The organism is Acidimangrovimonas pyrenivorans (assembly GCF_042643245.1).
Classification (GTDB): domain Bacteria; phylum Pseudomonadota; class Alphaproteobacteria; order Rhodobacterales; family Rhodobacteraceae; genus Acidimangrovimonas; species Acidimangrovimonas pyrenivorans.
In genome coordinates this window covers 114,423-137,118 of record NZ_JBHRSK010000017.1, presented here as the reverse complement: position 1 = coordinate 137,118, position 22,696 = coordinate 114,423, and the positions used below count along the sequence as shown (strand labels likewise).

Below are 22,696 nucleotides of genomic sequence, written 5' to 3'. Positions count from 1 at the left end.
TGCGCCCGACGCTTGGGTGGAGAAAAGCGACATCGGGGCGTGACGCGCCGTTGTCATGCAAGGCCGACTGCTCCGTGCCCTTTAGTTGCCCGATCTCAGGCTTTCTGCAAAACTACTTGAGGTAGTATCCTTCTGATCGGGAACCACATGAAATATTCGCGAACCGCCTTCCTTGTCGCCTGTATCCTTGCGGCGGCTCCAGGCCACGCAGACCCACGGGACTGCGCCAAGATCGCCAACGACACCGTGCGACTGGCCTGCTACGACGCGATCTTCGGAAAACCGAAAGACGGAACCGAAGACAAGAGCGTCTCGGCACCGTCTTCCGACACCGATCCGGCCGCCGATGCAGGTGATACCGGCAAGTGGCAGATGCGCACGGACACTTCCAAGATGACCGATCAGAAAAGCGTGTTCCTGTCTCTGGAAAGCGAAAACGATGTTCCGGGGCGCTTTGGTGGTGGAGGCGGGCCGGCCACACTGGTCCTCCGCTGTATGGAAAACACCACCGCGCTGCTCTTCAGCATGAACAATCAGTTCATGGCAGACATTCAAGGATACGGACGCGTCGAATACCGGATCGACGATCAAAAAATGGGTCGCGTCAACATGAACGAAAGCACGGACAACTCGATGTTGGGCTTGTGGAGCGGTGGACGGTCAATTCCATTCATCAAGAAGCTGATGGGCCATGACCGCCTTGTCCTGCGCGCCACCCCTTACAACGAGAATACCTATACGGTGAGCTTCGACATCAAGGGGCTGGACAACGCAATAGGCGAACTGCGTCAGACCTGCCACTGGTAGCCTCCCCCTCACATCACCCCCGGCACCACCTGGTCCGGCGGCCTGTGCCCGTCGGCGAAGGTCTTGATGTTGATGATCACCTTCTCGCCCATCTCGACCCGGCCCTCGACCGTGGCCGAGCCCATATGCGGCAACAGCACCACGTTTTGCAGCTCGCGCAGGCGCGGGTTGATCTCGTGGCCGTGCTCGAAGACGTCGAGCCCGGCGCCGGCGATCTCGCCCGCGCGCAGGCCCCGGGTCAGGGCGTTCTCGTCGATCACCTCGCCGCGCGAGGTGTTCACGATCACCGCCGAGGGCTTCATCAGCTTCAGCCGCCGCGCGTTGAGCAGGTGGAAGGTGGACGGCGTGTGCGGGCAGTTGACCGAGACGATGTCCATCCGGCTGACCATCTGGTCGAGGCTTTCCCAATAGGTCGCCTCGAGCTCCTCCTCGATCTCGGGCCGGACGCGCTTGCGGTTGTGATAGTGGATCTGCATGCCGAAGGCGCGCGCGCGCCGGGCCACCGCCTGGCCGATCCGGCCCATGCCGAGGATGCCCAGCCGCTTGCCGCCGATCCTTCCGCCCATCATCGCGGTCGGGGCCCAGCCCTCCCACTTGCCCGACTGCATCAGCGCCAGCCCCTCGGGGATGCGGCGGGTCACCGCCAGCATCAGCGCGATGGTCATGTCGGCGGTGTCCTCGGTCACCACGCCGGGCGTGTTCGACACCAGCACCCCGCGCTGGCGGGCGCTGGCGATGTCGATATGGTCGATGCCGGCGCCGTAATTGGCGATCAGCTTGAGCTTCTCGCCGGCCTGGGCCAGCAGGCTCGCGTCGATTTGATCGGTGACGCAGGGCACCAGCACGTCGGCCCGGCGCATCGCCGCGGCCAGCTCTTCCCGCGTCATCTTGGTGTCCGGATCGCGCAATTCGACATCGAACAGCTCTTTCATCCGGGTCTCGACGACCTCGGGCAACCGTCGCGTCACGACAACACTCAGACGCTGAGCGGGCATTCGGATCCTCCCTACGCTTTCCGTGGCAAGCTCATGATGGCAAAGTGGCGGATAGAGCGGCAAGGCACAAGCACTGCCGGCAAGGGCGACAAAAAGACCGGCCGGCAACGCATGAAAAAACACCGCGAAAGACGGTACGGGCAAAACGGGCAGGCAGCGATGAAACGGCGCGATTTCATGGCATTGACGGCGGCGACCGTCGGTTCCTTCACCCTTGGCGGGCCGCTGGCGGCCTCGGTCCCCGAAACCGGCACCGGGCCGGTGACCGGCCTGCCGCTGCCGCGCTACGTCTCGCTCAAGGGCACGCGCGGCAATGTCCGGCGCGGCCCCGGCCTGTCGAACCGGATCGACTGGGTCTATACCCGGGCCGGGATGCCGCTGCGGGTCACCGCCGAATTCGAGCATTGGCGCCGGGTCGAGGACAAGGACGGGCTGGGCGGCTGGATCTACTACACGCTGCTGTCGGGCATCCGCACGGTGCTGTTCACCGATCCGATGACCGACCTGCACGACCGACCCGATTCGAAAGCCCCGCTCGACGCCAAGGCCGAGGAGGGCGTCGTCGCCCGGCTGCTCGAGGCCAATCGCGACTGGTGCCGGGTCGGCGCCGACGGCAGCCGCGGCTGGGTGCCGAAGGCCGCGGTCTGGGGTGTGGACCCGGACGAGATCATCGGCTGATATGGGCTTGCCCGGCGGTCGGCCGATCGGCTAAGAGCGCCGTCCCGATGTCGGCAGGCGGTGTTTGACCCAGCGCCGGACGCCGGAACGAACCAGTCATGGCAAGCGGCCGCACCCTGCGGCTACCGCCCTGCCCGATGCAAGGACGCAGGCCCGATATGAGCGCGGAGCGCGGAACCCATCTCAACGTCTCGGCCGGGATCGCCTCGGTGAGTGTCGCCGCCGTGCTGGTGGCGCTCAAGCTCTGGGCGCTCGGCGTGACCGGGGCGCTGTCGGTCGCCGCCTCGCTGGCCGATAGCGGGCTCGACCTGATGGTCTCGCTGGGCGGGCTGGCGGCGATGATCTATGCCGCCCGGCCGCCGGACGAGGACCACGCCTTCGGCCACAGCTCGGCCGAGGATCTCGCCGCGCTGGGACAGGCGCTGTTCATCACCGTCTCGGGTTGCGTCATCGGCTGGGCCGCCGTCAGCAGGTTACTGTCGCCCGAGCCGATGAAGCTGGCCGACGAAAGCGCCGGCATGGCGGTGATGACGGTTTCGATCGTCCTGACGGTCGCGCTGGTGCTCTGGCAGCAACGGGTCGCGGCCCGCACCGGCAGCCGGGTGGTGAAGGCGGATTCGCTGCATTACCTCGGCGATCTGTTGCCCAATATCGGCGCCATCGTCTCGCTCTTCGCCTCGGCGCGCTGGGGGCTGACCCAGATCGACAGCGTGGTGGCGCTGGGGGCGGCGGGGATGCTGATCGTCGGTGCCGCCTCGATCGGCAAGGGAGCGTGGGACGCGCTGATGGACCGCCGCGCCGATCCCGCCATCACCGAGGGCATCGCCAGGATCGCCCGCGACTGGCCCGGCGTGCGCGGCTTTCACGACCTCAAGACCCGGACGGCGGGCAGCCGGGTCTTCGTCCACCTGCATATCGAGCTCGACGGCAGCCAGACGCTCTACGAGGCGCACGAGACCGGCGCGGCGCTGCGCCGGGCGATCCTTGACGCCTATCCGCAGGCCGATGTCATCATCCACAAGGATGTCTGGCACGGCGACGACGCGCCGGCGGGGAAGACCGGCTAGGGCAGCGCCTGAATCCCCGCACGTCCCGCCTGCGATGAAGATGGAAGGGGTCCCCTCTGCGCGGATTCAAGGCCACAGGCCGCCGCGCAAGCGCCGGACCGTCACGGCGGTCCGGCGCTTGCACCGCTTGTCCTAGCCCATTGACCGGAGGCGAGAGGCCAGAAACAGCATGCCCGCGCAGGTCAATTGGCGACGGAGGGCTAGCCCTGCTCGCGAAAAGCACCCACCCGGCGCGAACGCCGGGTGGGACGGGTGGTCAGGGCATTCCCGGCATGCCACCGCGCTTACACCGCGTCGGCCAGTCCCCGGCCGCGCAGCAGCGCCTCGACCCCGGGCAGCCGGCCACGGAAGGCGGTGTAGAGCTCCTCGGCCTCCTGCGAACCGCCGGCCGAGAGGATGAACCGCTCCAGCTTCTCCGCCACTTCCGGGTCGAAGGCGCCGCCCGCCTCCTCGAAGGCCTCGAAGGCGTCGGCATCCATGACCTCGGACCACATGTAGCTGTAATAGCCCGAGGAATAGCCGTCGCCCGAGAAGACATGGGCGAAATGCGGTGTCGCGTGGCGCATCCGGATCGCCTTGGGCATGCCGATCCTGGCCAGCACCTCGGCCTGTTTCGCCATCGGGTCTTCCGGCGCCTCGCCCTCGTGGAAGGCAAGGTCGACCAGCGCCGAGGCGACATATTCGACGGTGGCGAAACCCTGGTCGTAGGTCGCGGCATCGAGCAGCTTCTGCAGCATCTCGCGCGGCATCGGCTCACCGGTCTCGACATGGCGGGCATGCCTTTCCAGCACCTCCGGCACCTCGAGCCAATGCTCGTAGAGCTGGCTCGGCAGCTCGACGAAGTCGCGCGCCACCGATGTTCCGGAAATGAAGGAATAGGTCACGTCGGACAGCATCTGGTGCAGCGCATGGCCGAATTCGTGAAACAGCGTCCGCGCATCGTCATAGCTCAGCAGCGCCGGCTCGCCCTCTGCCGGCTTGGCGAAGTTGCAGACATTGACCACGATCGGCCGCATCTCGCCGCCCAGCTTGCGCTGGCTGCGCATGGCCGAACACCAGGCGCCCGAGCGTTTCGATCCGCGGGCGAAGTAGTCGCCGATGAAGACAGCCATGTGCCGGCCCTTGCGCGTCACCTCCCAGGCGCGGACATCCGGCTGGTAGAGATCGGCGTCGATCTCGTGGAAGTCGAGCCCGAACAGCCGGTTGGCGGTGTCGAAGGCGGCGTCGATCATGGCGTCGAGCGACAGGTAGGGCTTCAGCTCGGCCTCGTCGAGATCGTGCAGGTCCTTGCGCCGCTTCTCGGCATAGTAGCGCCAGTCCCAGGCCTCGAGATCGCCGTTGATGCCGTCCTCGTGCATCATCGCGGTCAGCACCTCGGCATCGGCATTGGCCTTGGCCCGGGCCGGGCGCCAGACCTTCATCAACAGTTCGCGCACCGCCTCCGGCGTCTTGGCCATCTCGGGTTCGAGCTTGTAGGCGGCGAAGCTGGGATAGCCCAGCAGATGGGCCCGCTCCTCGCGCAGCTCCAGCACTTCCTTGGCGATGGCGCGGTTGTCATGCGCGTTGCCGTTGGCGCCGTGCGACACCCAGGCCTCGTAGGCCTTTTCGCGCAGGTCGCGGCGGGGCGAATACTGCAGGAACGGCACGATGAGGGACCGGTTGAGGGTGATCGCCGGCCCCTGCAACCCGCGCTCGGCCCCCGCCGCCCGGGCGCTGGCGGTGACGAAATCGGGCAGGCCGTCGAGGTCGGCCTCGGCCAGTTCCATGAACCACTCGGCCTCGTCGGCCAGCAGGTTCTGCGCAAACTCGGTGCCCAATACCGCCAGCCGGCTTTTCACCGCGCGCAGCCGCTCGGCCTGCTCGCCTACCAGCTCGGCCCCGGCGCGGACGAACATGCGGCGGTAGAGGGTCAGCAGCCGGCGCTGCTCGGGCGTCAGGTCGAGCGATTCGCGCTCGATCCACAGCGTCTCGATCCGCTTGAACAGCGCCGGGTTCATGGTGACTTCCGACGAGAAGGCCGACAGCTTCGGCGCCAGCTCGCGCTGCAGCGCCTGCCGCGCCGGGTTGCTGTCCGCCCCGGCGAGGTTGAAGAACACCCCGGCGACCCGGTCGAGCGTTTCGTCCGACTGTTCCAGCGCCTCGATCGTGTTGGCGAAGGTCGGCCGGTCGGGGTTCTCGGCGATGGCGGCGACGGCGGCGCGGGCCTCGACCAGCGCGGTCTCGAAGGCGGGGGCGAAATCCTCGTCGCGGATCTCGGCGAAGGGCGGCAGCTCGAACGGCCCCGCGAAGGGGGCCAGCAGCGGATTGGTCATGGGCGCTCTCCTTTGCCTTCATTGCTAGGCGCGGGCGCGGCGAAGGTCCAGTGCGGCGAAAGCGGCCGCGCGAAGATGTGCGCGGTTGGGGGCCCAGAGCAAGTCGCGCAAGCGCCGGACCGTGGGCTGGCGCCGCGACAGACGAGCGGGGCGCTCTATCGCTGCCGCGTCCGGACGCCTATACGAGCGTTGCGCCAGTTTCACCAGAGCGCCAGACCGCCGGCACGGTCCGGCGCTTGCGCGGTGGCCGTTGGCCTTGACGCCGCGCAAACGGGCTGGCCCAACGCCAGCACGGCAATCATGGCATCAGCAGAGCGGGCGGTCGCCCCTACCCTTGTCCCATCCCGCCGCAGACCGGGCAATCCGCCCGCTTCTCCAGGGTGAATTTCCGGGTCTCGCTCCACAGCCCGTCATAGACCAGCATCTCGCCCTTCAGCGTCTGGCCGGCCCCGGTGATATGCTTGACCGCCTCCAGCGCCATCATCGCGCCGATAACGCCGGGCAGCGGCGCCACCACGCCGGCCTCGGCGCAGCTCGGCACCAGCCCCGGTGCCGGCCGGGCCGGGAAGATGCATTCGTAACAGGGCGTGCCATGGGCCGGATCGTAGAGCGATATCTGCCCTTCCCATTGCGTGATCGCCGCCGCGATCAGCGGAATGCCCAGCTTGGCCGCCGTCCTGTTGGTCAGATAGCGGGTGTCGAAATTGTCCGAGCCGTCAAGCACGAGGTCGTAGCCAGCGAACAGCGCCTCGGCATTCGCCGCCTCCAGCCGCAGCTGATGCGCCTCGACCTCGATATGCGGGTTGAGCGCCCGCATCGCCTGCTCGGCCGAGGCGACCTTGGGTGTCCCGATCCGCTCATGGGCGTGGATCACCTGGCGCTGGAGGTTGGAATTGTCGACCACGTCGTCGTCGACGACGCCGATCGTCCCCACCCCCGCCGCCGCGAGGTAGAGCAGCGCGGGCGAGCCCAGCCCGCCGGCGCCGATCACCAGCACGCGGGCGTTCTTGAGCGCCTTCTGCCCCGGCCCGCCGATCTCGCGCAGCATGATGTGGCGGGCATAGCGTTCGAGTTCCTCGCTCCCAAACGTCCCCGCGGGCCTGTCTGCCATCGTCCTCTCCTTCGCTTGCGTCGGGATCACCCGCGCCGCCGCCCGCATCCGCAGCCGCCCCAGCAGCGCGCGGTAGCCCAGCACCAGCGCCGCCGCGCCGATCAGCAGCACCCAGTTCTGGGCATTGCCGCCGGTGGCGGCGCGGAACGGGTGGCCGTCGGGCAGCCCCAGCTGGGCCAGGATCACCCCGGCCAGCAGCAGCCCGACCATCCCCACCCGCGCCCACACTGGCGCCTTGAACAGCCAGCCCAGCGCCCAGAGCCCGGCCGCCAGCGCAAGAACCAGCCCCATCAGCGCCGCCCGGTCGAGCCGAAGCCGCCAGCGCCGCGCGCGGTCTCGCCCAGCGCCGCCACCGGCTCGAGCCGCGCCTGCACCACCGGGGCGACGACCATCTGGGCGATGCGGTCGCCATGATGCACGGTGAAAGGCTCGGCGCCCAGGTTGACCAGCAGCACGCCCAGCGGGCCGCGATAGTCGCTGTCGATCGTGCCCGGCGCGTTGACCAGGCCGATGCCATGCTTCAGCGCCAGGCCCGAGCGCGGCCGGATCTGCATCTCGAAGCCGGGCGGGATCTCGACCCGCAGCCCGGTTGGCACCAGCGCCCGCGCCATCGGCGCCAGCACCAGCCCCGCCGCCCGGTCCTCGGGCTTCAGGTTGGCGCGGATGTCGGCCCCGGCCGCCCCCGCCGTCTCATAGGACGGCAGCGCGATGGCGCGGTCGGCCCAATCCTCCCATACCACCTGAACGACCGGCACCGTCATGCGAAGGCTCCTGCTTTCATCTTCATCCAAATATCCTCGCCGAAGGCGGCGCGCCCTCGCCGCATTCCCGACATCCGGGCAAAGGCCCCTACTCCACCAGCGCCTTGGCGATCCGCGCCGCCAGCCAGCGGGCGACCTCGTCCTTGCCCATGCGTGGCCAGCTTTCCGAGCCCTCGGCCGTAATCACCGTGACCGCGTTCTCGGCCCCGCCCATGATCCCGGTGCCGGCGCTGACATCGTTGGCGACGATCCAGTCGCACCCCTTGCGCGCCCGCTTGGCGGTCGCGTTCGCGACCACGTCATCGGTCTCGGCCGCGAAACCGATCACAAGTTCCGGCCGCCCCGTTTCCATTTTCGAAACAGTCGCCAGGATGTCCGGGTTCTCGGCGAAATCCAGCGCCGGGGCCTTGCCCGAGCCATCCTTCTTCATCTTGCGCTCCGCAGCATTGGCGACGCGCCAGTCGGCGACGGCGGCGGCGAAGACGGCAGCATCGGCGGGCAGCGCCGCCTCGACCGCCGCCAGCATCTCGCGCGCGGTCTCGACCTGCACCACCCGCACGCCCTCGGGCGGCGGCACCGTTGCCGGACCGGAAACGAAGGTCACGTCAGCCCCCAGCGCCGCCAGCGCGGCGGCAATCGCCGCGCCCTGCGCGCCCGAGGACCGGTTGGCGATGTAGCGCACCGGGTCGATCGGCTCATGGGTCGGGCCCGATGTCACCACCACATGCCGGCCCTTGAGCGGCCCCGTGCCCAGCGCCGCCTCGATCGCCGCGACGATCTCCAGCGGTTCGGCCATCCGGCCGGGACCGTATTCGCCGCAGGCCATGTCGCCGTCATTGGGGCCGACCACCAGCACGCCGTCGCCCCGCAATGTCGCCAGGTTGCGCTGCGTCGCCGGGTGCTGCCACATGCGCAGGTTCATCGCCGGCGCGATCAGCACCCGCTTGTCGGTCGCCATCAGCAGGGTCGAGGCGAGATCGTCGGCATGGCCGCCGGCCATCTTGGCCATCAGGTCCGCCGTCGCCGGCGCCACCACCACCAGGTCGGCGGCGCGGGAGAGCTGGATATGGCCCATCTCGGCCTCCTCGGTCAGGTCGAAGAGCTCGGTGTAGACCTTGTGACCGGCCAGCGCCGACAGCGACAGCGGGGTGACGAACTCCGTCCCCGCCCGGGTCAGCACCGGCACCACCGCCGCGCCGCGCTCGCGCAGCCGGCGGATCAGGTCGAGCGCCTTGTAGGCGGCGATGCCGCCGCCGACGATCAGAAGAATACGCTTGCCCGTCAACATCAGAGGCCCTCCTGTCCTTCCCTTCCGGTTCTAGGGCGCCGGGGCGATGCGCACAACGGCAACCGGCCGGGGCGCTGCCCCGGACCTGGCTGTCAGTTGCGGGTTTGTCGCGAAGCGATTGGCCCAGTGTGAAGCATAGCCTCCTGCCGAAAGCAAACTGCCGAGACCCCAGTGGATCTCGGCAGCGACGCCGTCTTGAGCTGTGTCGTCCGGCCTGAGCTCGATCCGCTGGATCAGGGCGGCCAGATGCTGATGGGCCTGATCGACGAAGTCCGGGTGGCCAAGGAGGTCCTCAAGTCGTCGGAGCACCTCGGCGTAGGCGATGACGGGATCTGGAGGCGGTGCCGCGGCTGCCTGCTGTGCCGCCAGGGTCTCGGAGATCCGGGCCTCCAGGGCCTCGATCTCGGCCTCCAGGGCTTCGATGCGCGGCTGGAGCCGCTTGAACGGGGCGCCCTCCTCGATGGCCTTGAAGTTGTTGTCGAGTTTGCGGCTGAGGTCCCCGCGATGGCGTCGCAGGGCCTTGAGGGTCTGGTCGCGCTCGGTTGGCCGCATCTTCTTGCGCTCGGCGCGGATCGCGGCCTCGAAGCTCTCGGTCAGCTCCGGCGTCAGGAATGCGTGGCGGAGACGGTTGAAGACGCGGGCCTCGATCCGATCCCGGCGGATGCCTTTGCTGTCCCGGCAGATCCCCTTGCGGAAGTTCTTGCAGCCGTAGCGGTTCTGGGCGCGGATGACGTAGGGCTCGCCGCAGCAGCCGCAGACGAGCAGACCGGAGAGCAAATAGAGGTTGCGGTGGGCAGCGCGGGGATTGCCGGCCGCATGGACCTTCTTCGCGCTTCGGTCGAGCTGCGCCTGTGCCGCATCCCAGAGCTCCTGCGGGATGATCCGCAGTTCCGGGATCTCGACCTCGAGGATCTTCTCCGGCGTCGTCGAGACATGCTTGGCGCCGGTCTCCGGGTCGTTCTCGCGATGGGTGGCGCCGTAGCGTGCCTTCCCGATGTAGAGCGTGTTACGCAGGATGCCCTCGCCGCGGGTGACGTTGCCGCGAATGGTGGAGCCGCCCCAGCTGCCGCCGGTCGGCGACGGGATGCCGTCGCGGTTGAGACCGGCCGCGATCGCCTCGCTGGCATGGCCCTCGGCGGTCTCCTCAAAGATGCGGCGCACGATCGCCGCTTCTTCCGGGTCGATCTCGCGATTGATGCCGGTCTCGACATACTTGCGGCTATAGCCGTAGGCGAGGCTGTGGAGCCGATGCTGCTTCTTGAGCACGGAACGGCGACCGCGCTCGGTCTGGGCCGCTGTTGCCTCGCTCTGCGTCTGCGCGGCGAAGCCCAGCATCATCACCGAGAGTTGGGTCTGCACTCCCTCGGAGAGCGAGACGAGGGTTACCTTGCTGAACTCGAGCCGTTCGAAGGTGGTGAGACTGTCGGTCACGCGCCGGCTCATCCGGCTGATCGACTCGATGACGATCACGTCGAGGCGGCCCGCACGAACATCCTCGAGGAGCGCCTGGAAGCCGGGGCGGCGGGCATTCCTGCCGGTCATCTCGGCATCGAAATGCCTGGCGACGACGGTCCAGCCCTTGGACTCGCAATGCTTCTCGGCCATCGCGATCTGGTCGTCGATGGACGTCGGCTTCTGCAGCTCGCTGCTGTAGCGGGCATAGATCGCGGCGCGGAGGGTCATTGGCTGGCTTCCTTGGTGTCGGCACCCGGGGCGGCGTTGGTGTTGGCGGCGCGACGCAACTCGGCCCGGGCAAGGAGCCGGACAAGGCCGATCAGCGCAGTGTCGATCTGGGTGGCGCCGCCGGGGTTGTCGTTGGCGGTGGTGAGCGTGGTGGGGGCCTGCATGTTCTGTCCTCGCGGTCCGGGGTTTCTGGAACGCAGAAAGATCGAGGCCTCCCAGAACTTCAGAAGGAAAAATCCTGCAAGTTCTTGCCGCAATGGAGGTAATGCATTGAGAAATCAGGAAAGAAACGCCCTTCCCCTAATCAAACCCCGCCTCTTCGTATGGCTCCGAAGGTGGGCCGCGGTTCCACCCTGGAAACCGCGGCCCGGCATCGGGGGGCCTTACGTATAGTGCCAACGCAGCTGGGTGAACTCGCGATGCGCAGCGATCAGGTCCGCCGCGCGGGTGGCATGCGTCAGGGCATCCGAGAGATGGCCGGCGAAGGCGTCGGCCGCCTCGTCCCGCTCGAGGTGCTTCAGACGGTCGCTGCAGTGGTTCATCTCGGCCAGGGCTTCCGCGTTGAAGCTCTCGCGCCGGTCGAGCCGAGCCTGCAGTGCGACAATCTCGTCGGAGAGATCGCGCGCCAGGCCAGGCGACATCTCGGGGATCAGGCGCAGCGCCGCGCGCAAGGCCGCGAGGGCATCGGCCCCGAGGTCCGGGATGCGCTTGTAGTCGGGCACCTTCTGGTCGGGCGAGAACAGCAGGACCCGGTGGGTGTTGTTCACGGGGAAGGTGGTCGGAAAGTAGGTGTTGGTCATGAGGATCTCCTTTGGATCGGTTAAGGGCGGCAGCGCCGGCAGAGGACGCTGCCGCAAGGTCCAGCGTCTTCAGCCGGTGATGACCGCCCGCGCTGCCGCCCGGGCCCGCGCCCTGATCAGCGACTTGCGCTCGTCGACACGCGCGCGGCGCCGTTCGACGCGGCGCTCGGCGGCCATGTCCGCCTCGGCTTGCAGACGGGCCTGGACGGCCCGCATCCGCTCGAGCGGACGGCCGGTCAGCCGGCCGAGGACCGGCGTGCGAAACGTCGGGCTGACCGCGAAGCCACCGTTGTTGGGGCGGACGATGACGACGCGATCGCCACGAAAGGCCGTGGCACGATCGAGGCCGGCAGCGATGGCGTCGCGATTGCCGAGCGGGATGGCGTAGCCCTTGCGAGCCTTCTCGGTGACCGAGGTGCCGTAGGCGATTGTCAGCCAGCGCTGACCGGCGATCGTCGCGGTCGCAAGGACGAGGCAGGGGCGGACCTTCGGCTCGTGGCCGGTCGTGCCCTCGTTCGCCGGGAAGCGGAAGGCGACGATGTCGCCGGAGCGGACGGTCTCGGACCAGGGGGCGTCGGCCTGAGCCGGGACGATGGTGGGTGTGTGGAACATGGGGGTTCTCCATTTGAGGATCATCGACACGCTCCCGTCGGGGCCCGCTCGGGCATCCGGTTTGCGGTCGCGCGTCACCCAGACCGCGCGACCGCAAACCGGATGCATTGGCGGCCCATTCCTGCGCAGCTCATCGGGCACCAGCCCGCCGTCAGGTCAGATGCCGCAAAGAGGCTGGAGGGGGTTCGGGGGAGGCGCGCCCAGCGGCCCCTCCCCCGGGCGCAGGGGGTGTCCAGAGGGGGAGCGCAGAGCGACGCCCCTCGGTCCCGCGGAAGCGGCCGGGGAAGTCCAGAGGGGGTGGCGAGCGCCTCTATGGTCCGTCGGAAGACGCCAGGGGGTGGCCGGAGGGGGAGTGGCGAACGACGCCCCAACGGTCCCGCGGAAGGCGCGGGGTCCGGGGCAGCGCCCCGGCGAACGGCTGTTGATACGCGGGGCCGAAGGCCCGAAGTGTCAACTGCTTAGTGAGTATTTGCGTTGCACCATCGGCAACTTGACGTTTGTCGATCAGGGCGGCAGGCGGCGGCGCTATGAAGATATTTTCTGAAGGAGACTGAAACCATGGGGGCGGCTGACCGACAATAAGGTTGTAGGCGCTTAGCGCCTCTTCACCCAGGCAATCACAGCGATTGCCACAGCAATCTGGAGAAAAGCAATGAACGAACAGTATGAAGCTATCGACCCCGAAGACGACTTTGCATTTGAACCGAAATGGGGCGGACACGCTCCGCGCGGAGGTAAGGCGGTCCTGAATCGCGTCCTAAAGGAGGGTACGCGAGTCCCTCTTTTTCTCGGACAGACCTTTATCAACTCTCTCCGAGATGTTGGATACAACACCACCACTTCCGCACTGTGCGAACACGTGGACAACTCGATTCAAGGTGGTGCCACCGAAATCCGCGTCTATTTCCACCAAACCGGTCGTCCGGGTGCCTACTCGATTGATGCGCTTGTATTTGACAATGGGCGTGGCATGGAACCGCATGTCCTGCAGGTCGCAATGTCCTTCGGCGGGTCGATGTACTACGACAATCGTGAAGGCATTGGCCGCTTTGGCGTGGGAATGAAGACGGCAGCTTTGAGCATGTCGCCAGCAGTAGAAGTCTATTCGTGGACCGAACCTGGGGCGATCTACACTATGACTTTGGATGTCAAAGACATCAGCTCAAAAATGTCCAACCTCTTGGAGTTGCCGGAGCCACAACTTCTTGATGCTTTGCCATCGAGCGTTGCGCGCATACTGACCAAGCCGATGGTTTTTCCTCGTTCGCACGCAGAGCAAGATCTGCTAGCCGATGATGAGGATGAGCTTCTCGATCGGATGGGGCGCTCGGGCACCATCATTCACATCCCAGACTGTGATAGGGTAACCTACAAGAAAGCACAGACGCTTGCTGAAGATGCTATTCGAGAGATGTCTCGCATCTACCGGGTTCAGTTGAGCCAAGGTCTCCGGCTTTACGTTAACAACAGGCGCGTCTACGCGTTTGATCCGACCTACTGGGACTTGAACGCTCGCCATACCCACGTCGAAGGTATCAAGGAAAAGCGCAGCAGGTTGATCAAGTCCTGGCCAGAGATCCAGGTGCCGGTAAGTGAAAACAGTGACAGCACAGCTCCAGTGGCTGTTCGACTGTATATGCTTCCGATTGAGGAATGGTACGACCTCCCTCGGAAGACGCTGAAAAATGATCTGCATGTATTCGACGGACACACAGTCTCGTTTATGCGGAACGATCGAGAGGTCTTCAGCGGAACAGTTCGGGAACTGGCCGGTGCTGGTCACGGTGACAACGATTGGCTGCGTATCCAAGTCGACTTCGGTGGTGAACTGGATGAAGCATTCGGCGTCGCAATGAACAAGCAGGGCGTGCGTCCCAAGAAGTATGCCCTCGACTGCATCCGGGAACACATTCGCGAAGAGGTTACGAGGGTTCGCAATCGCACCGCGCAGTTTCGCAAAGAGCGGCGCGCAGTGGACTCTGGGACAAAGGTGAGCGACGCCGAACGTCGAGCTGGTGAAGCTGATGCTTTGCAGGCGAAGCCACTTCCCAGCCCGTCCCCGACCACGAAGGAAGAGGCTGCCGCTCTGGAAGCAAACCTGCGCGGGCTCGCCGTATCACTGAAGCGAAAGGACGAAACCAACGAAGAGGCGTTCGAGCGGATCAAGAACTCGAAGTTTATCACCACGTTCCGGCACGACGAGTATTGGCCATTCTATCATGTGGACTATCAGTTTGGGAAAGTGGTGCTCACAATCAACACGGCTCACCCATTCTTCTCGAAACTGTACGATCCGATCGCTCAGCTCACGGCAAACGGCGGAGCTGACCTGGGTAGCCATTCGGATACGGATGAATACGACGCCGGTGCTGATACTTCCGAGATCTTGGTGGCATTGCAGATGCTCCTATTCAGCCTTGGTCGCGCTCAGAGCCAGATGAGCTTGGAGGGAGACAACCCCGAGCGCGCCAAGCTGTTTGAAGATCTTCGGCGCGAATGGTCGGAGACGCTCAAGACCCAACTAACAGCCCTATGAACCTATGCCGAGCGCTGCCCATGCGGCGCTCGGCATTTTTTGTGCAACCGGGACCCCATTTCGGTTACAATAGTATTGAGGGCCACCGTGCCGATCTGAACTTGGCGCCATCATCGGGCACAGCGACCGCGATGAGGCGTGCAGATCGGACGCGATGCGTACCTCGCCAAATCCTCCGCGTGGCGACAACCGCCCGCACAAACAACAGGAGAAGTACTATGGATGCAGATCCATGGGCGGAGTATGCCCGCCTTCAGTCGATGCTTGGTCGCACGACGAACGCATACAAGGCCGCAGGCATCGAGGCCGCGATGACCGACCTTCTTGAAAGGATCGGGCGCGGTGAAGTTCCCAACGTCGAGCAGGTCAACAACCTCATCGTGAACCGCACCGGGAAAGAGCGCCGCCGTCGCGCTATGATCCATGTGGGCCGTGATGACATTTCGATGGAACGTGAAAGCTGTGGAGTCGCGGACGCGGCTGAGAGCCGTCTCATGCTCATCAAGTGCGCTCAAGCCTGTGGGCCGCGAGATTTCAGTCTACTTGTCCGGCAAGCTCAGGGGTACACGCTCGCTGAGGTGGCCGAACAAACTGGGGCAAAAGTCACGACCCTGAAGACGCGTGCCCATCGCGCCCGCAAGCTGATCCTAGCCTTGGCGGCCTAAGATCTCACAGGCGTGGGCGCTACGGTGGCCACGCCTATCGGCAGGCCCGAGACAATACCGCTCCAGGAACATGTGCATTCTCGGCCGCCTCGGTGCCGACATCGACTTCTCGCTTCCTGCCTTGTTTGGCTTCTGCCGACCTCCGACGATCTTCATGGCGAAGATCCAAGCAGGAGGCCGCCATGTCGTATCAAAGATCGTTCAACCGCACCCGGGCTACGCCCGCGCGCGGCGCCCACCCGGTCGTGCTCCGCTTCGCCGAGCTATTCCCCCACCAGCTTCGCCGCTACCGGCTGCACAACGACCGCAAGCAGCGCGACATGGACCATGTCGATCATGGCCGCACCCACCTCAATCGCACTCTGATCGGCGAGCCGGACTGGTTCGAGTCCTTGGCCGCTGACATCCGCGTCGCCAGCCTCGCCAATATCAACCAGGAGGTCGAAGGGCTCCAGCGGGCCAAGAGGATCGGGGAGGCCAAGAGGCGCCTCCTGGAGGGGCCGAGGGCTCCCTGGCGTCCGTCGAAAGGTGGCCCCTTGCGGGAGTTCATCGTCACCGCCCATCGCGACTGGTTTGAACCGCCGGGCGCCGATGGAGGCAAGCCCCTGACGCAAGAAGAGCAGGAGGCCCGCGCGCAGAAGATCGAGGAGCGCGAACGGCAGTTCGAGACCCGGGTGCTTGAGTGGCTGGATACCCGCTTCGGCGACATGGTCGTCCACGCCCGCGCCGATCGGGACGAGACCACTTTCCACATCCATGGCGTCATCGCGCCATGGACCGAGAAGCACTCGAAACGGAGCGGGCGGCAGAAGCTGCTCCAGCCGTCGTCCCATCCTCTCCTCAAGGACTACGAGAAGGCCCAGGATGACATCGGGGCGTTCTTCGCCGAGATGGGGCTGGTGCGGGGTGAGCAGCGCGCCCTTGCCCGGCGACAGGCGAAGGCCGCGAGGAAGCGCGGGGAGGACGTGGCCGCGCCAGAGCCTCGGGTCCACGTGCCGGCGCATGTCTGGCGTGCCGATGAAGAGCGGCGCCTCGCGCGCGAGGCCGAGGATCTGAAAGCCAAGAGGGCCCGTGTGGAGGCCGAGCGCGTCGAGGCGGCTGCCGCCCGCAAGCAGGCCGAGCTTCAATCAGCGAAGGCGCTCGCAGTTTTCAAGCGCTCCCGCGAGCGCAAGCGCGATGCGGACAAGGTTCTGCAGGTTGCCGAACATCTCGTTGAAGGACATCTGGTTCCCGGTCCGAAGGGTGGGATCACCGTCTCGCAGCGCCTGGCCACGGGCTCGCCGATGCGGCGCCGAGTCCAACAACTCCTCTCGGATCCCGGTGTGCCTGCGCGGCGGCTGATCGCCCGCCTTGGGCAGTCCTACGGAGTGTTCAACCGCATAGCGGCGGCCCGGGCCAACGAAGAAGTCTCCTCCCGTGTCGCGGCGGTCGCACACGCGGAGAAGGCTGTCTCTGCGCTGCGCAGCAGGATGATCGCGGTTCTCCCCGAGCGCTTTCGCAAGCACTTCATCGCCGACACGCTGGCGGAGACGCGGGAGGCCAACCAGGCGATCCGGGCCCTGAAGAAAGGCAGGAATCCTGGCGAAGAGGATGAGCGTCGATGAGGGGCAAAAATCTTCTTTCACTCCGTCGGGTGCGGACCATTTGTCGCCGTGAACCCACACCAACCGAAAGGATCATGACATGACGGTTCACATCCCCCAGAAGCAACAAGACGCGCTCTACAGCCAGTATCTGCGATTCCAGTCGAAGGTCGCCGGGGTCGCCGAGAAGGAACACAAGGCGCAACTCAAGCGGCGGCGCCATGTGCTCGACGCCTTCGGCAAATGGCTCGACGCTGCCCCGCGCGTCGAAATCCTGTCCTTCCTTGAGCGACTCTCCGAAGTGGCGACCGTCGCCGACCGCAAGCGCATCGCCGCTTACCTCGAGCACCTGCCGGAGGAGGAGCCTGATGCGACGGAGGCCGCGAGCGAGCAGGTGCTCGCGGCCTCCCGAAAGTCGCCGGAGGGGACCCACAGCAAGCAGGGGAGCGCCTAAAGGCGAGGGCGTCCCCCAACCTCGCCCCTCGGCCCCGAGCACGCCCGCTCGATGAGGAAGCCCGCCACATTGGCGGGCTTTCTCATGTTCGGGCTCCGAGCCAGCATCCACGGCCTGACGGTGCCGCAACCAACGGTTAGGTCAGGCCCCGGACCCCGGGATATTTGGACTGAGAGGAAAGGGAAAAGTCCCCCTCTATCAGGCAAGATCAGGCAAGCCCCCGCCGGAGGCGTCAGCCCTTGGGCATCTGCGAGTTGCGGAAGGCCTTGCAGGGATCCTCGCGCGGGGTCGGCGGGGTGACGAGCCAGAGGTCGAACGGTTCCTGTGCATCGGCGGGGGCTTCGAGCTGACCAATCGAGAGCACGGTGAGATCGGGCACGGCCAGGGCGAGAGCGGCGGGGATGCCCCAGTCGCGCCGGGCATGGCCCGAGCCGGTGATCATCGCCACCGGGCCGCCGGTCTCTTTCATCGCCTGGACGATGGTGCGGGCGAAGGCGGCGTCGCGCAGACGCTGCGCCGCGACCATACCGCCCAACAGGCTGTCGGGCAGCGCGTTGCAGTGGTCGCGCTGCTGGTTCGCCTCGCGCGTCTGCTGCTGCGCGGCCGGCAGCGGCGTGGTCAGGCCGTAGCGGTCGGCGCCGGGGCCGAAGACCTTGGCCGCGCCCTCTTTCACCGCGCGCCGCACCTGCGCGACCGGCAGCGCGGCGCCGTAGATCTTCGCCTGCGGGGCGGCGGCGAAGATCGGGTAGTAGAGCTTGAAATCCGGCCAGCCGCTGCCGGCCCAGCCGAGCGCCTTTGCCAGCGCGGCCTCGTTGCCCCGGACCTTGGCCGTCGCCCGCGCCGCCTGTTCTGGCGTCAGCATCTCGAAGACCAGCGCCCGCGGCTTCAGCGCGGCGACGGCCGCGGCCTGGTTGGCGTGATGGGTCGGGTTGTCATGCACCTCGCCGAGGATCACCACGTCGGCGGGGGGCAGGTGGGTCAGGGCATCGGGCGTCACCTCGGCCGCCGCAGCGGGCAGGGCGAGCGCGGCGCAGAGGGCGGCGGCCAGCGTCTTCATGCAAGGAAGTGATGCAGATCCCGGTTCCTGGCTTCAAGGCTCTTGCGCATCTTGGCGAAGGCCGCGGCTTCGATCTGTCGCACCCGCTCCTTCGACAGGCCCAGCTCGGCGCCCAGGTCCTCGAGCGTGCGCGGCACGTCGCGCAGCTTGCGCTCGCGGACGATGAACTGCTCGCGCTGGCTGAGCCCGACCATCGCCTCGACCAGCCATTGCCGCAGGGTGCCGACGTCATGCGTCGTCTCGACGATCTCGGCCGCCTGCGCCCGGTCGTCTTCCAGCGCGTCGATCCATTCGCGGCCCTCGTCGTCGGCCGCCTGGGTGGCGTTGAGCGAGAAATCCGAGCCGGCCAGCCGGCCCTCCATCATCTCGACATCCGAAAGCGGCACGCCGACCTCGTGCGCGATCCGTTCGCGCAGCTGGTGGGCATCCAGTTCCTCGCCGTTCTGCTGCGCCTCGCGCTCGAGCTTAGCCTGCACCCGGCGCATGTTGAAGAACAGCGCCTTCTGGCTGCTGGTCGAGCCGGTGCGGACCATCGACCAGTTGCGCATCACGTAATCCTGGATCCCGGCCTTGATCCACCACACGGCATAGGTCGAGAAACGGACGCCGCGATCGGGGTCGAACTTGTCGGCCGCCTTCATCAGACCCAGCCCGGCCTCCTGGATCAGGTCGTTCATCGGCGCGCCGTAGCGGCGGTATTTCGCCGCCATCGAGATCGCCAGCCGCATGTAGGCGTTGATCAGCCGGTGCAGCGCCGCCTCGTCGCGCCGGTCGCGCCAGGCATAGGCCAGCCGCAGCTCGGTCTCGGCATCCAGCAGCTCCGCCTTCATCGCCTGGCGGGAGACAGTCTGATCGCGGTTTCCGTTGTCGAGCGCCATGAAGCCCCCTTTCCGGCCTGCGCGGCCCTGCTACACTCAAGTATATGGGGCGGAGCCCGGGCCGGATCAAAACATTCACGTGAGATATACTATTTGACAGCGTGTTTTTTCCGACTGGCCCCGATTCGCCCCGCTCGAATCGGCATCGAATCGGCGGAGGCGCCCAATGAACAGGCATCTGACCCGCTGGTGGTGGGTGCGGCACGGCCCCACGCATCAGAGATGTTTCACCGGCTGGCGCGATGTGCCGGCCGATCTCAGCGACCATGACCACATTGCCCGACTCGACACCCATTTGCCGCGCGACGCGCTGCTGGTCTCGTCCGACCTGCTGCGCGCGGTGGCGACAGCGGACGTGCTGGCCGAGGGCCGCACCCGGCTGCCCCATGCCGCCGCGATCCGCGAATTCGATTTCGGCGACTGGGACGGCTGCGCCTTCGACGAGGTGCTGCACAGCCAGCCCGAGGCGGCGCGCGCCTTCTGGAAGCACCCGGGCGAGGCGGCGCCGCCGGGCGGCGAAAGCTGGAACGAGGCCGCGTCTCGGGTGACGGGGTTCGTCGACGGTCTCACCCGCACCCATCCCGGCCGCGACATCGTCGCCGTCGCCCATCTGGGGGTGATCCTGACCCAGTTGCGGCGGGCGGGCGAGCTGACGGCGGCCGAGGCGATCACCCAGCATATCGCGCCGCTCTCGGTGACGCGGATCGACGGCGACGGGGTCGAGTGGCAGCTGCGGCAGGTCAATCACGAGGTGTGATCGGCCGGCGGGCAAAATGTCGTTTGGCCGGCGCGGCGGCGCGGTCTAGCCTGCCGCGACCCGTTCACAGGAGGTGCCAATGCCCATCGACCTCGCCCTCGGCGACCGCGCCTATTCCAGCTGGTCGCTGCGCGGCTGGCTGCTGTTCGACGCCTTCGGCATCCCGGTGCGGACGCATTTCGCCCGGCTCTATACCGAGGCCTTCCCGGCGCTGCTGCAGGACTATGCCCCGGCGCGCACGGTGCCGGCGATGAAGCTCGACGACGGCACCGTGGTCGCCGACAGCCTGGCCATCGCCGAGGAGCTGGCGAGCCGTTTTCCCGAGGCCGGTATCTGGCCGGCCGCGCCGCGGGCCCGGGCGGTGGCGCGGCAGCTGGCGGCCGAGATGCATTCGGGCTTCACCGCCCTGCGCGGCGATTGTGCGATGAACCTGCGGGTCTCCTATACCGAAAGTGCACCGTCCGAGGCGGTGCTGGCCGACCTGGCGCGGCTGGAAGCGGTCTGGGCCTGGGCGCGGGCCGAATCGGACAGCGGCACGCCCTGGCTCAGCGGCGCCTACTCGGCGGCGGATGCCTTCTTCGCCCCGGTGGCGGGGCGACTCGCGGGCTACAACCTGCCGGTCGGCGAAGCCGCGGCGGCCTATGTCGAGGCGCATCTGCACCACCCGTCCTTCCGGCGCTGGCGGGCGATGGGGCTGGTCGACGGCCCGGATCAGCCGGTCTATGCCAAGCCCTACCCGACCCGCGCCTGGCCGGGGCCGGAGCCGCTGGCGGCGCAGGCGGTGGTGGCCGGGCCCTCGGTCAACGCCGCCTGCCCCTATTCAGGCGATCCGGTGACCCACTTCCTGGAGATGGACGGCCGCGTCTGGGGCTTCTGCAACGCCTTTTGCCGCGACAAGACCGTGGCCGATCCGGAGGCCTGGCCGGCTTTCATGAAGATGGTGCGGGCGGTGTGACCCGCCGCGCCTGACGCTGCTTCGCCCGGCGGCAACGCCGGGCGGCAACGCCGGGCGGCAACGCCGGGCGGCGCCCGGCCCTCCCCCCGGGAGGGCGCATTCCTCGATCTGCCAAGGGGCTCAGCCCATCCGAATGCCGTGCCCCTCGCGCACAACAGTTTCGTAGCAAGCGCCCACCCAGGGTCGGGCGCCGCCCTCTTCGCCTGCGATCCAGCGCCGGGCGCCTCCTAGAGCACCTGCCCGAAGGCGATCGACAGCTTGGAGACGATCTCATCGATATGGCCGTCCTCGAGGATGAAGGGCGGGGCGAGCAGGATGTGGTCGCCGTTCTGGCCATCGACGGTGCCGCCCATCGGGTAGCAGCACAACCCGGCCTCGAAGGTCGCCTTCTTCAGCGCCTTGTGGACCGCGCGCTCGGGCGCGAAGGGCCGCTTGGTCTCGCGGTCCTCGACCACTTCGATGCCGCGGAACAGGCCGCGGCCGCGAATATCGCCGATATGGGGGTGCTGGCCGAACTCGGCCTCCAGCGCCGCTTGCAGCTTGTCGCCCATCACCCGCGACCGCTCGGCCAGCCCGCCATCGGTCAGCTTGGTCAGCACCGCCAGCGAGGCCGCCGCCGCGGTCGGGTGGCCGACATAGGTGTGGCCGTGCTGGAAGAAGCCCGAGCCCTGGGCGATGGCGTCGTAGATCAGCCCCGAGCACATCATCGCCCCGATCGGCTGGTAGCCGGCGCCCAGCCCCTTGGCGGTCGCGGTGATGTCCGGCGCCACCCCGTCCTGCTCGCAGGCGAACAGGCTGCCGGTCCGGCCCATGCCGCACATCACCTCGTCGAGGATCAGCAGCACGCCGTGGCGGTCGCAGATCTCGCGGATGCGCTTGAAATAGCCCGCGACCGGCGGCACCGCGCCCGCCGTGGCGCCGACCACCGGCTCGGCGACGAAGGCCATCACCGTCTCCGGCCCCAGCCGCTCGATCTCGGCCTCGAGCTCGTTCGCGACCCGCTGGCCGTAGTCGAAGGCGCTCTCGCCCTCCTGCCGACCGCGATAGGCGTAGCAGGGCGAGATATGGGTGGTTTCGATCATCAAGGGCGCGAAGGGCTCGCGCCGCCACAGATTGCCGCCGGTCGCCAGCGCGCCCAGCGTGTTGCCGTGATAGCTCTGGCGCCGGGCGATGATCCGGCGCCGCTCGGGCTGGCCGATCTCGAGGAAATACTGCCGCGCCAGCTTGAGCGCCGCCTCCATCGCCTCCGACCCGCCCGAGACCAGGTAGACCCGGTCGATCCCGGCCGGCGCATGGGCGACCAGCTTGTCGGCCAGCTGCTCGGCCGGCTCGGAGGTGAAGAAGGAGGTGTGGGCGAAGGCCACCTTGTCGAGCTGGGCCTTGATCGCCGCCGTCACCTCGGGATCGCCATGGCCGAGGCACGACACCGCCGCCCCGCCCGAGCCGTCGAAATACTGCTTGCCCGTCGAGTCGTAGAGGTAGACCCCCTCGCCACGCGCCACGGTCGGCAGGACCGCCTTGGTGTGCCGCGGGAAGATATGCGAGCCGGAAGTGCTGGGGGACGTCATGGGGCGATCCTTTCATTGCGTTTCGCCCGGCGGAAGCTGCGCCGTGTGACTCACAAGAAACATACGTTTCAGTGATTGACAAGAACTGAAACACATGAAACGGTCCCGGGATCACAACCCCGGGAGTAT

General features: G+C 67.1%; 21 protein-coding genes. 9 read left to right on the top strand and 12 right to left on the bottom strand.

Annotation, left to right across the window (positions count from 1 at the left end; genetic code table 11):
* The first annotated feature begins 147 nt into the window (after positions 1 to 147).
* Positions 148 to 807, top strand: a complete 660-nt coding sequence (locus tag ACFOES_RS18830; RefSeq protein WP_377834920.1) for a type VI secretion system-associated protein TagO — start codon at positions 148 to 150, stop codon at positions 805 to 807.
* Positions 808 to 815: 8 nt separating this feature from the next.
* On the opposite strand, the gene ACFOES_RS18825 is transcribed toward ACFOES_RS18830, so the two are convergent.
* Positions 816 to 1,802, bottom strand: a complete 987-nt coding sequence (locus tag ACFOES_RS18825) for a 2-hydroxyacid dehydrogenase (protein WP_377834919.1) — start codon at positions 1,800 to 1,802, stop codon at positions 816 to 818.
* Positions 1,803 to 1,979: 177 nt separating this feature from the next.
* On the opposite strand from ACFOES_RS18825, the gene ACFOES_RS18820 reads away from it, so the two are divergent.
* Positions 1,980 to 2,480 carry an SH3 domain-containing protein gene (locus tag ACFOES_RS18820; protein WP_377835055.1) on the top strand — a complete coding sequence of 167 codons (501 nt, stop codon included), beginning with the start codon at positions 1,980 to 1,982 and terminating at the stop codon, positions 2,478 to 2,480.
* A 158-nt stretch (positions 2,481 to 2,638) separates the two neighbouring features.
* Entirely contained in the window at positions 2,639 to 3,547 is a 909-nt protein-coding gene (locus tag ACFOES_RS18815; RefSeq protein ID WP_377834918.1) for a cation diffusion facilitator family transporter, read from the top strand.
* Positions 3,548 to 3,831: 284 nt separating this feature from the next.
* Here ACFOES_RS18815 and ACFOES_RS18810 read toward each other — a convergent pair whose 3' ends face one another.
* The 8 genes from ACFOES_RS18810 to ACFOES_RS18775 form a co-directional block, all read right to left on the bottom strand.
* Positions 3,832 to 5,859 (bottom strand): M3 family metallopeptidase, encoded by a 2,028-nt coding sequence (locus ACFOES_RS18810; protein WP_377834917.1) that lies wholly within the window; start codon positions 5,857 to 5,859, stop codon positions 3,832 to 3,834.
* A gap of 328 nt (positions 5,860 to 6,187) precedes the next feature.
* Positions 6,188 to 7,261 (bottom strand): HesA/MoeB/ThiF family protein, encoded by a 1,074-nt coding sequence (locus tag ACFOES_RS18805; protein ID WP_377834916.1) that lies wholly within the window; start codon positions 7,259 to 7,261, stop codon positions 6,188 to 6,190.
* Positions 7,261 to 7,731: a dUTP diphosphatase gene (gene dut, locus ACFOES_RS18800; RefSeq protein ID WP_377834915.1), complete on the bottom strand. Its 471-nt coding sequence runs from the start codon at positions 7,729 to 7,731 to the stop codon at positions 7,261 to 7,263. The genes ACFOES_RS18805 and dut overlap by 1 nt, the downstream gene beginning before the upstream one ends.
* 88 nt (positions 7,732 to 7,819) lie before the next feature.
* Positions 7,820 to 9,019: a bifunctional phosphopantothenoylcysteine decarboxylase/phosphopantothenate--cysteine ligase CoaBC gene (gene coaBC, locus ACFOES_RS18795; protein WP_377834914.1), complete on the bottom strand. Its 1,200-nt coding sequence runs from the start codon at positions 9,017 to 9,019 to the stop codon at positions 7,820 to 7,822.
* Between the two features lie 30 nt (positions 9,020 to 9,049).
* Entirely contained in the window at positions 9,050 to 10,702 is a 1,653-nt protein-coding gene (locus tag ACFOES_RS18790; protein ID WP_377834913.1) for a recombinase family protein, read from the bottom strand.
* The gene (locus ACFOES_RS18785) at positions 10,699 to 10,866 is read right to left on the bottom strand and encodes a hypothetical protein (RefSeq protein WP_377834912.1); all 168 of its coding nucleotides are present in this window, start codon (positions 10,864 to 10,866) and stop codon (positions 10,699 to 10,701) included. The genes ACFOES_RS18790 and ACFOES_RS18785 overlap by 4 nt, the downstream gene beginning before the upstream one ends.
* Before the next feature lie 219 nt (positions 10,867 to 11,085).
* Positions 11,086 to 11,502 (bottom strand): hypothetical protein, encoded by a 417-nt coding sequence (locus ACFOES_RS18780; RefSeq protein WP_377834911.1) that lies wholly within the window; start codon positions 11,500 to 11,502, stop codon positions 11,086 to 11,088.
* Positions 11,503 to 11,571: 69 nt separating this feature from the next.
* Positions 11,572 to 12,114: a hypothetical protein gene (locus ACFOES_RS18775; RefSeq protein WP_377834910.1), complete on the bottom strand. Its 543-nt coding sequence runs from the start codon at positions 12,112 to 12,114 to the stop codon at positions 11,572 to 11,574.
* A 652-nt stretch (positions 12,115 to 12,766) separates the two neighbouring features.
* On the opposite strand from ACFOES_RS18775, the gene ACFOES_RS18770 reads away from it, so the two are divergent.
* From ACFOES_RS18770 to ACFOES_RS18755, 4 genes are all read left to right on the top strand, one after another.
* Positions 12,767 to 14,650 (top strand): ATP-binding protein, encoded by a 1,884-nt coding sequence (locus tag ACFOES_RS18770; protein ID WP_377834909.1) that lies wholly within the window; start codon positions 12,767 to 12,769, stop codon positions 14,648 to 14,650.
* A gap of 218 nt (positions 14,651 to 14,868) precedes the next feature.
* Complete coding sequence (locus tag ACFOES_RS18765) at positions 14,869 to 15,315, top strand: RNA polymerase sigma factor (RefSeq protein ID WP_377834908.1); 447 nt, start codon at positions 14,869 to 14,871, stop codon at positions 15,313 to 15,315.
* Positions 15,316 to 15,497: 182 nt separating this feature from the next.
* Positions 15,498 to 16,919 (top strand): plasmid recombination protein, encoded by a 1,422-nt coding sequence (locus tag ACFOES_RS18760; protein WP_377834907.1) that lies wholly within the window; start codon positions 15,498 to 15,500, stop codon positions 16,917 to 16,919.
* Between the two features lie 79 nt (positions 16,920 to 16,998).
* Entirely contained in the window at positions 16,999 to 17,352 is a 354-nt protein-coding gene (locus tag ACFOES_RS18755) for a hypothetical protein (protein WP_377834906.1), read from the top strand.
* Positions 17,353 to 17,584: 232 nt separating this feature from the next.
* On the opposite strand, the gene ACFOES_RS18750 is transcribed toward ACFOES_RS18755, so the two are convergent.
* Together ACFOES_RS18750 and ACFOES_RS18745 are read right to left on the bottom strand one after the other, a co-directional pair.
* Complete coding sequence (locus tag ACFOES_RS18750; RefSeq protein WP_377834905.1) at positions 17,585 to 18,409, bottom strand: ChaN family lipoprotein; 825 nt, start codon at positions 18,407 to 18,409, stop codon at positions 17,585 to 17,587.
* A complete protein-coding gene (locus ACFOES_RS18745; protein WP_377834904.1) occupies positions 18,406 to 19,287 on the bottom strand; it encodes an RNA polymerase factor sigma-32 in 882 nt (293 codons plus the stop codon). The genes ACFOES_RS18750 and ACFOES_RS18745 overlap by 4 nt, the downstream gene beginning before the upstream one ends.
* Positions 19,288 to 19,453: 166 nt before the next feature.
* Here ACFOES_RS18745 and ACFOES_RS18740 point away from each other — a divergent pair, with 166 nt between their 5' ends.
* Together ACFOES_RS18740 and ACFOES_RS18735 are read left to right on the top strand one after the other, a co-directional pair.
* A complete protein-coding gene (locus ACFOES_RS18740; RefSeq protein ID WP_377834903.1) occupies positions 19,454 to 20,044 on the top strand; it encodes a histidine phosphatase family protein in 591 nt (196 codons plus the stop codon).
* A 79-nt stretch (positions 20,045 to 20,123) separates the two neighbouring features.
* Complete coding sequence (locus ACFOES_RS18735) at positions 20,124 to 20,999, top strand: glutathione S-transferase N-terminal domain-containing protein (protein WP_377834902.1); 876 nt, start codon at positions 20,124 to 20,126, stop codon at positions 20,997 to 20,999.
* Between the two features lie 227 nt (positions 21,000 to 21,226).
* On the opposite strand, the gene ACFOES_RS18730 is transcribed toward ACFOES_RS18735, so the two are convergent.
* Positions 21,227 to 22,567, bottom strand: a complete 1,341-nt coding sequence (locus ACFOES_RS18730; protein WP_377834901.1) for an aspartate aminotransferase family protein — start codon at positions 22,565 to 22,567, stop codon at positions 21,227 to 21,229.
* Positions 22,568 to 22,696 lie beyond the last annotated feature (129 nt).

Excerpts from the sequence above, each read along its gene's own strand:
- ACFOES_RS18830 (WP_377834920.1), top strand. The coding sequence starts at position 148 with ATGAAATATTCGCGAACCGCCTTCCTTGTCGCCTGTATCCTTGCGGCG.
- ACFOES_RS18825 (WP_377834919.1), bottom strand. The coding sequence starts at position 1,802 with ATGCCCGCTCAGCGTCTGAGTGTTGTCGTGACGCGACGGTTGCCCGAG.
- ACFOES_RS18820 (WP_377835055.1), top strand. The coding sequence starts at position 1,980 with ATGGCATTGACGGCGGCGACCGTCGGTTCCTTCACCCTTGGCGGGCCG.
- ACFOES_RS18815 (WP_377834918.1), top strand. The coding sequence starts at position 2,639 with ATGAGCGCGGAGCGCGGAACCCATCTCAACGTCTCGGCCGGGATCGCC.
- ACFOES_RS18810 (WP_377834917.1), bottom strand. The coding sequence starts at position 5,859 with ATGACCAATCCGCTGCTGGCCCCCTTCGCGGGGCCGTTCGAGCTGCCG.
- ACFOES_RS18805 (WP_377834916.1), bottom strand. The coding sequence starts at position 7,261 with ATGGGGCTGGTTCTTGCGCTGGCGGCCGGGCTCTGGGCGCTGGGCTGG.
- dut (WP_377834915.1), bottom strand. The coding sequence starts at position 7,731 with ATGACGGTGCCGGTCGTTCAGGTGGTATGGGAGGATTGGGCCGACCGC.
- coaBC (WP_377834914.1), bottom strand. The coding sequence starts at position 9,019 with ATGTTGACGGGCAAGCGTATTCTTCTGATCGTCGGCGGCGGCATCGCC.
- ACFOES_RS18790 (WP_377834913.1), bottom strand. The coding sequence starts at position 10,702 with ATGACCCTCCGCGCCGCGATCTATGCCCGCTACAGCAGCGAGCTGCAG.
- ACFOES_RS18785 (WP_377834912.1), bottom strand. The coding sequence starts at position 10,866 with ATGCAGGCCCCCACCACGCTCACCACCGCCAACGACAACCCCGGCGGC.
- ACFOES_RS18780 (WP_377834911.1), bottom strand. The coding sequence starts at position 11,502 with ATGACCAACACCTACTTTCCGACCACCTTCCCCGTGAACAACACCCAC.
- ACFOES_RS18775 (WP_377834910.1), bottom strand. The coding sequence starts at position 12,114 with ATGTTCCACACACCCACCATCGTCCCGGCTCAGGCCGACGCCCCCTGG.
- ACFOES_RS18770 (WP_377834909.1), top strand. The coding sequence starts at position 12,767 with ATGAACGAACAGTATGAAGCTATCGACCCCGAAGACGACTTTGCATTT.
- ACFOES_RS18765 (WP_377834908.1), top strand. The coding sequence starts at position 14,869 with ATGGATGCAGATCCATGGGCGGAGTATGCCCGCCTTCAGTCGATGCTT.
- ACFOES_RS18760 (WP_377834907.1), top strand. The coding sequence starts at position 15,498 with ATGTCGTATCAAAGATCGTTCAACCGCACCCGGGCTACGCCCGCGCGC.
- ACFOES_RS18755 (WP_377834906.1), top strand. The coding sequence starts at position 16,999 with ATGACGGTTCACATCCCCCAGAAGCAACAAGACGCGCTCTACAGCCAG.
- ACFOES_RS18750 (WP_377834905.1), bottom strand. The coding sequence starts at position 18,409 with ATGAAGACGCTGGCCGCCGCCCTCTGCGCCGCGCTCGCCCTGCCCGCT.
- ACFOES_RS18745 (WP_377834904.1), bottom strand. The coding sequence starts at position 19,287 with ATGGCGCTCGACAACGGAAACCGCGATCAGACTGTCTCCCGCCAGGCG.
- ACFOES_RS18740 (WP_377834903.1), top strand. The coding sequence starts at position 19,454 with ATGAACAGGCATCTGACCCGCTGGTGGTGGGTGCGGCACGGCCCCACG.
- ACFOES_RS18735 (WP_377834902.1), top strand. The coding sequence starts at position 20,124 with ATGCCCATCGACCTCGCCCTCGGCGACCGCGCCTATTCCAGCTGGTCG.
- ACFOES_RS18730 (WP_377834901.1), bottom strand. The coding sequence starts at position 22,567 with ATGACGTCCCCCAGCACTTCCGGCTCGCATATCTTCCCGCGGCACACC.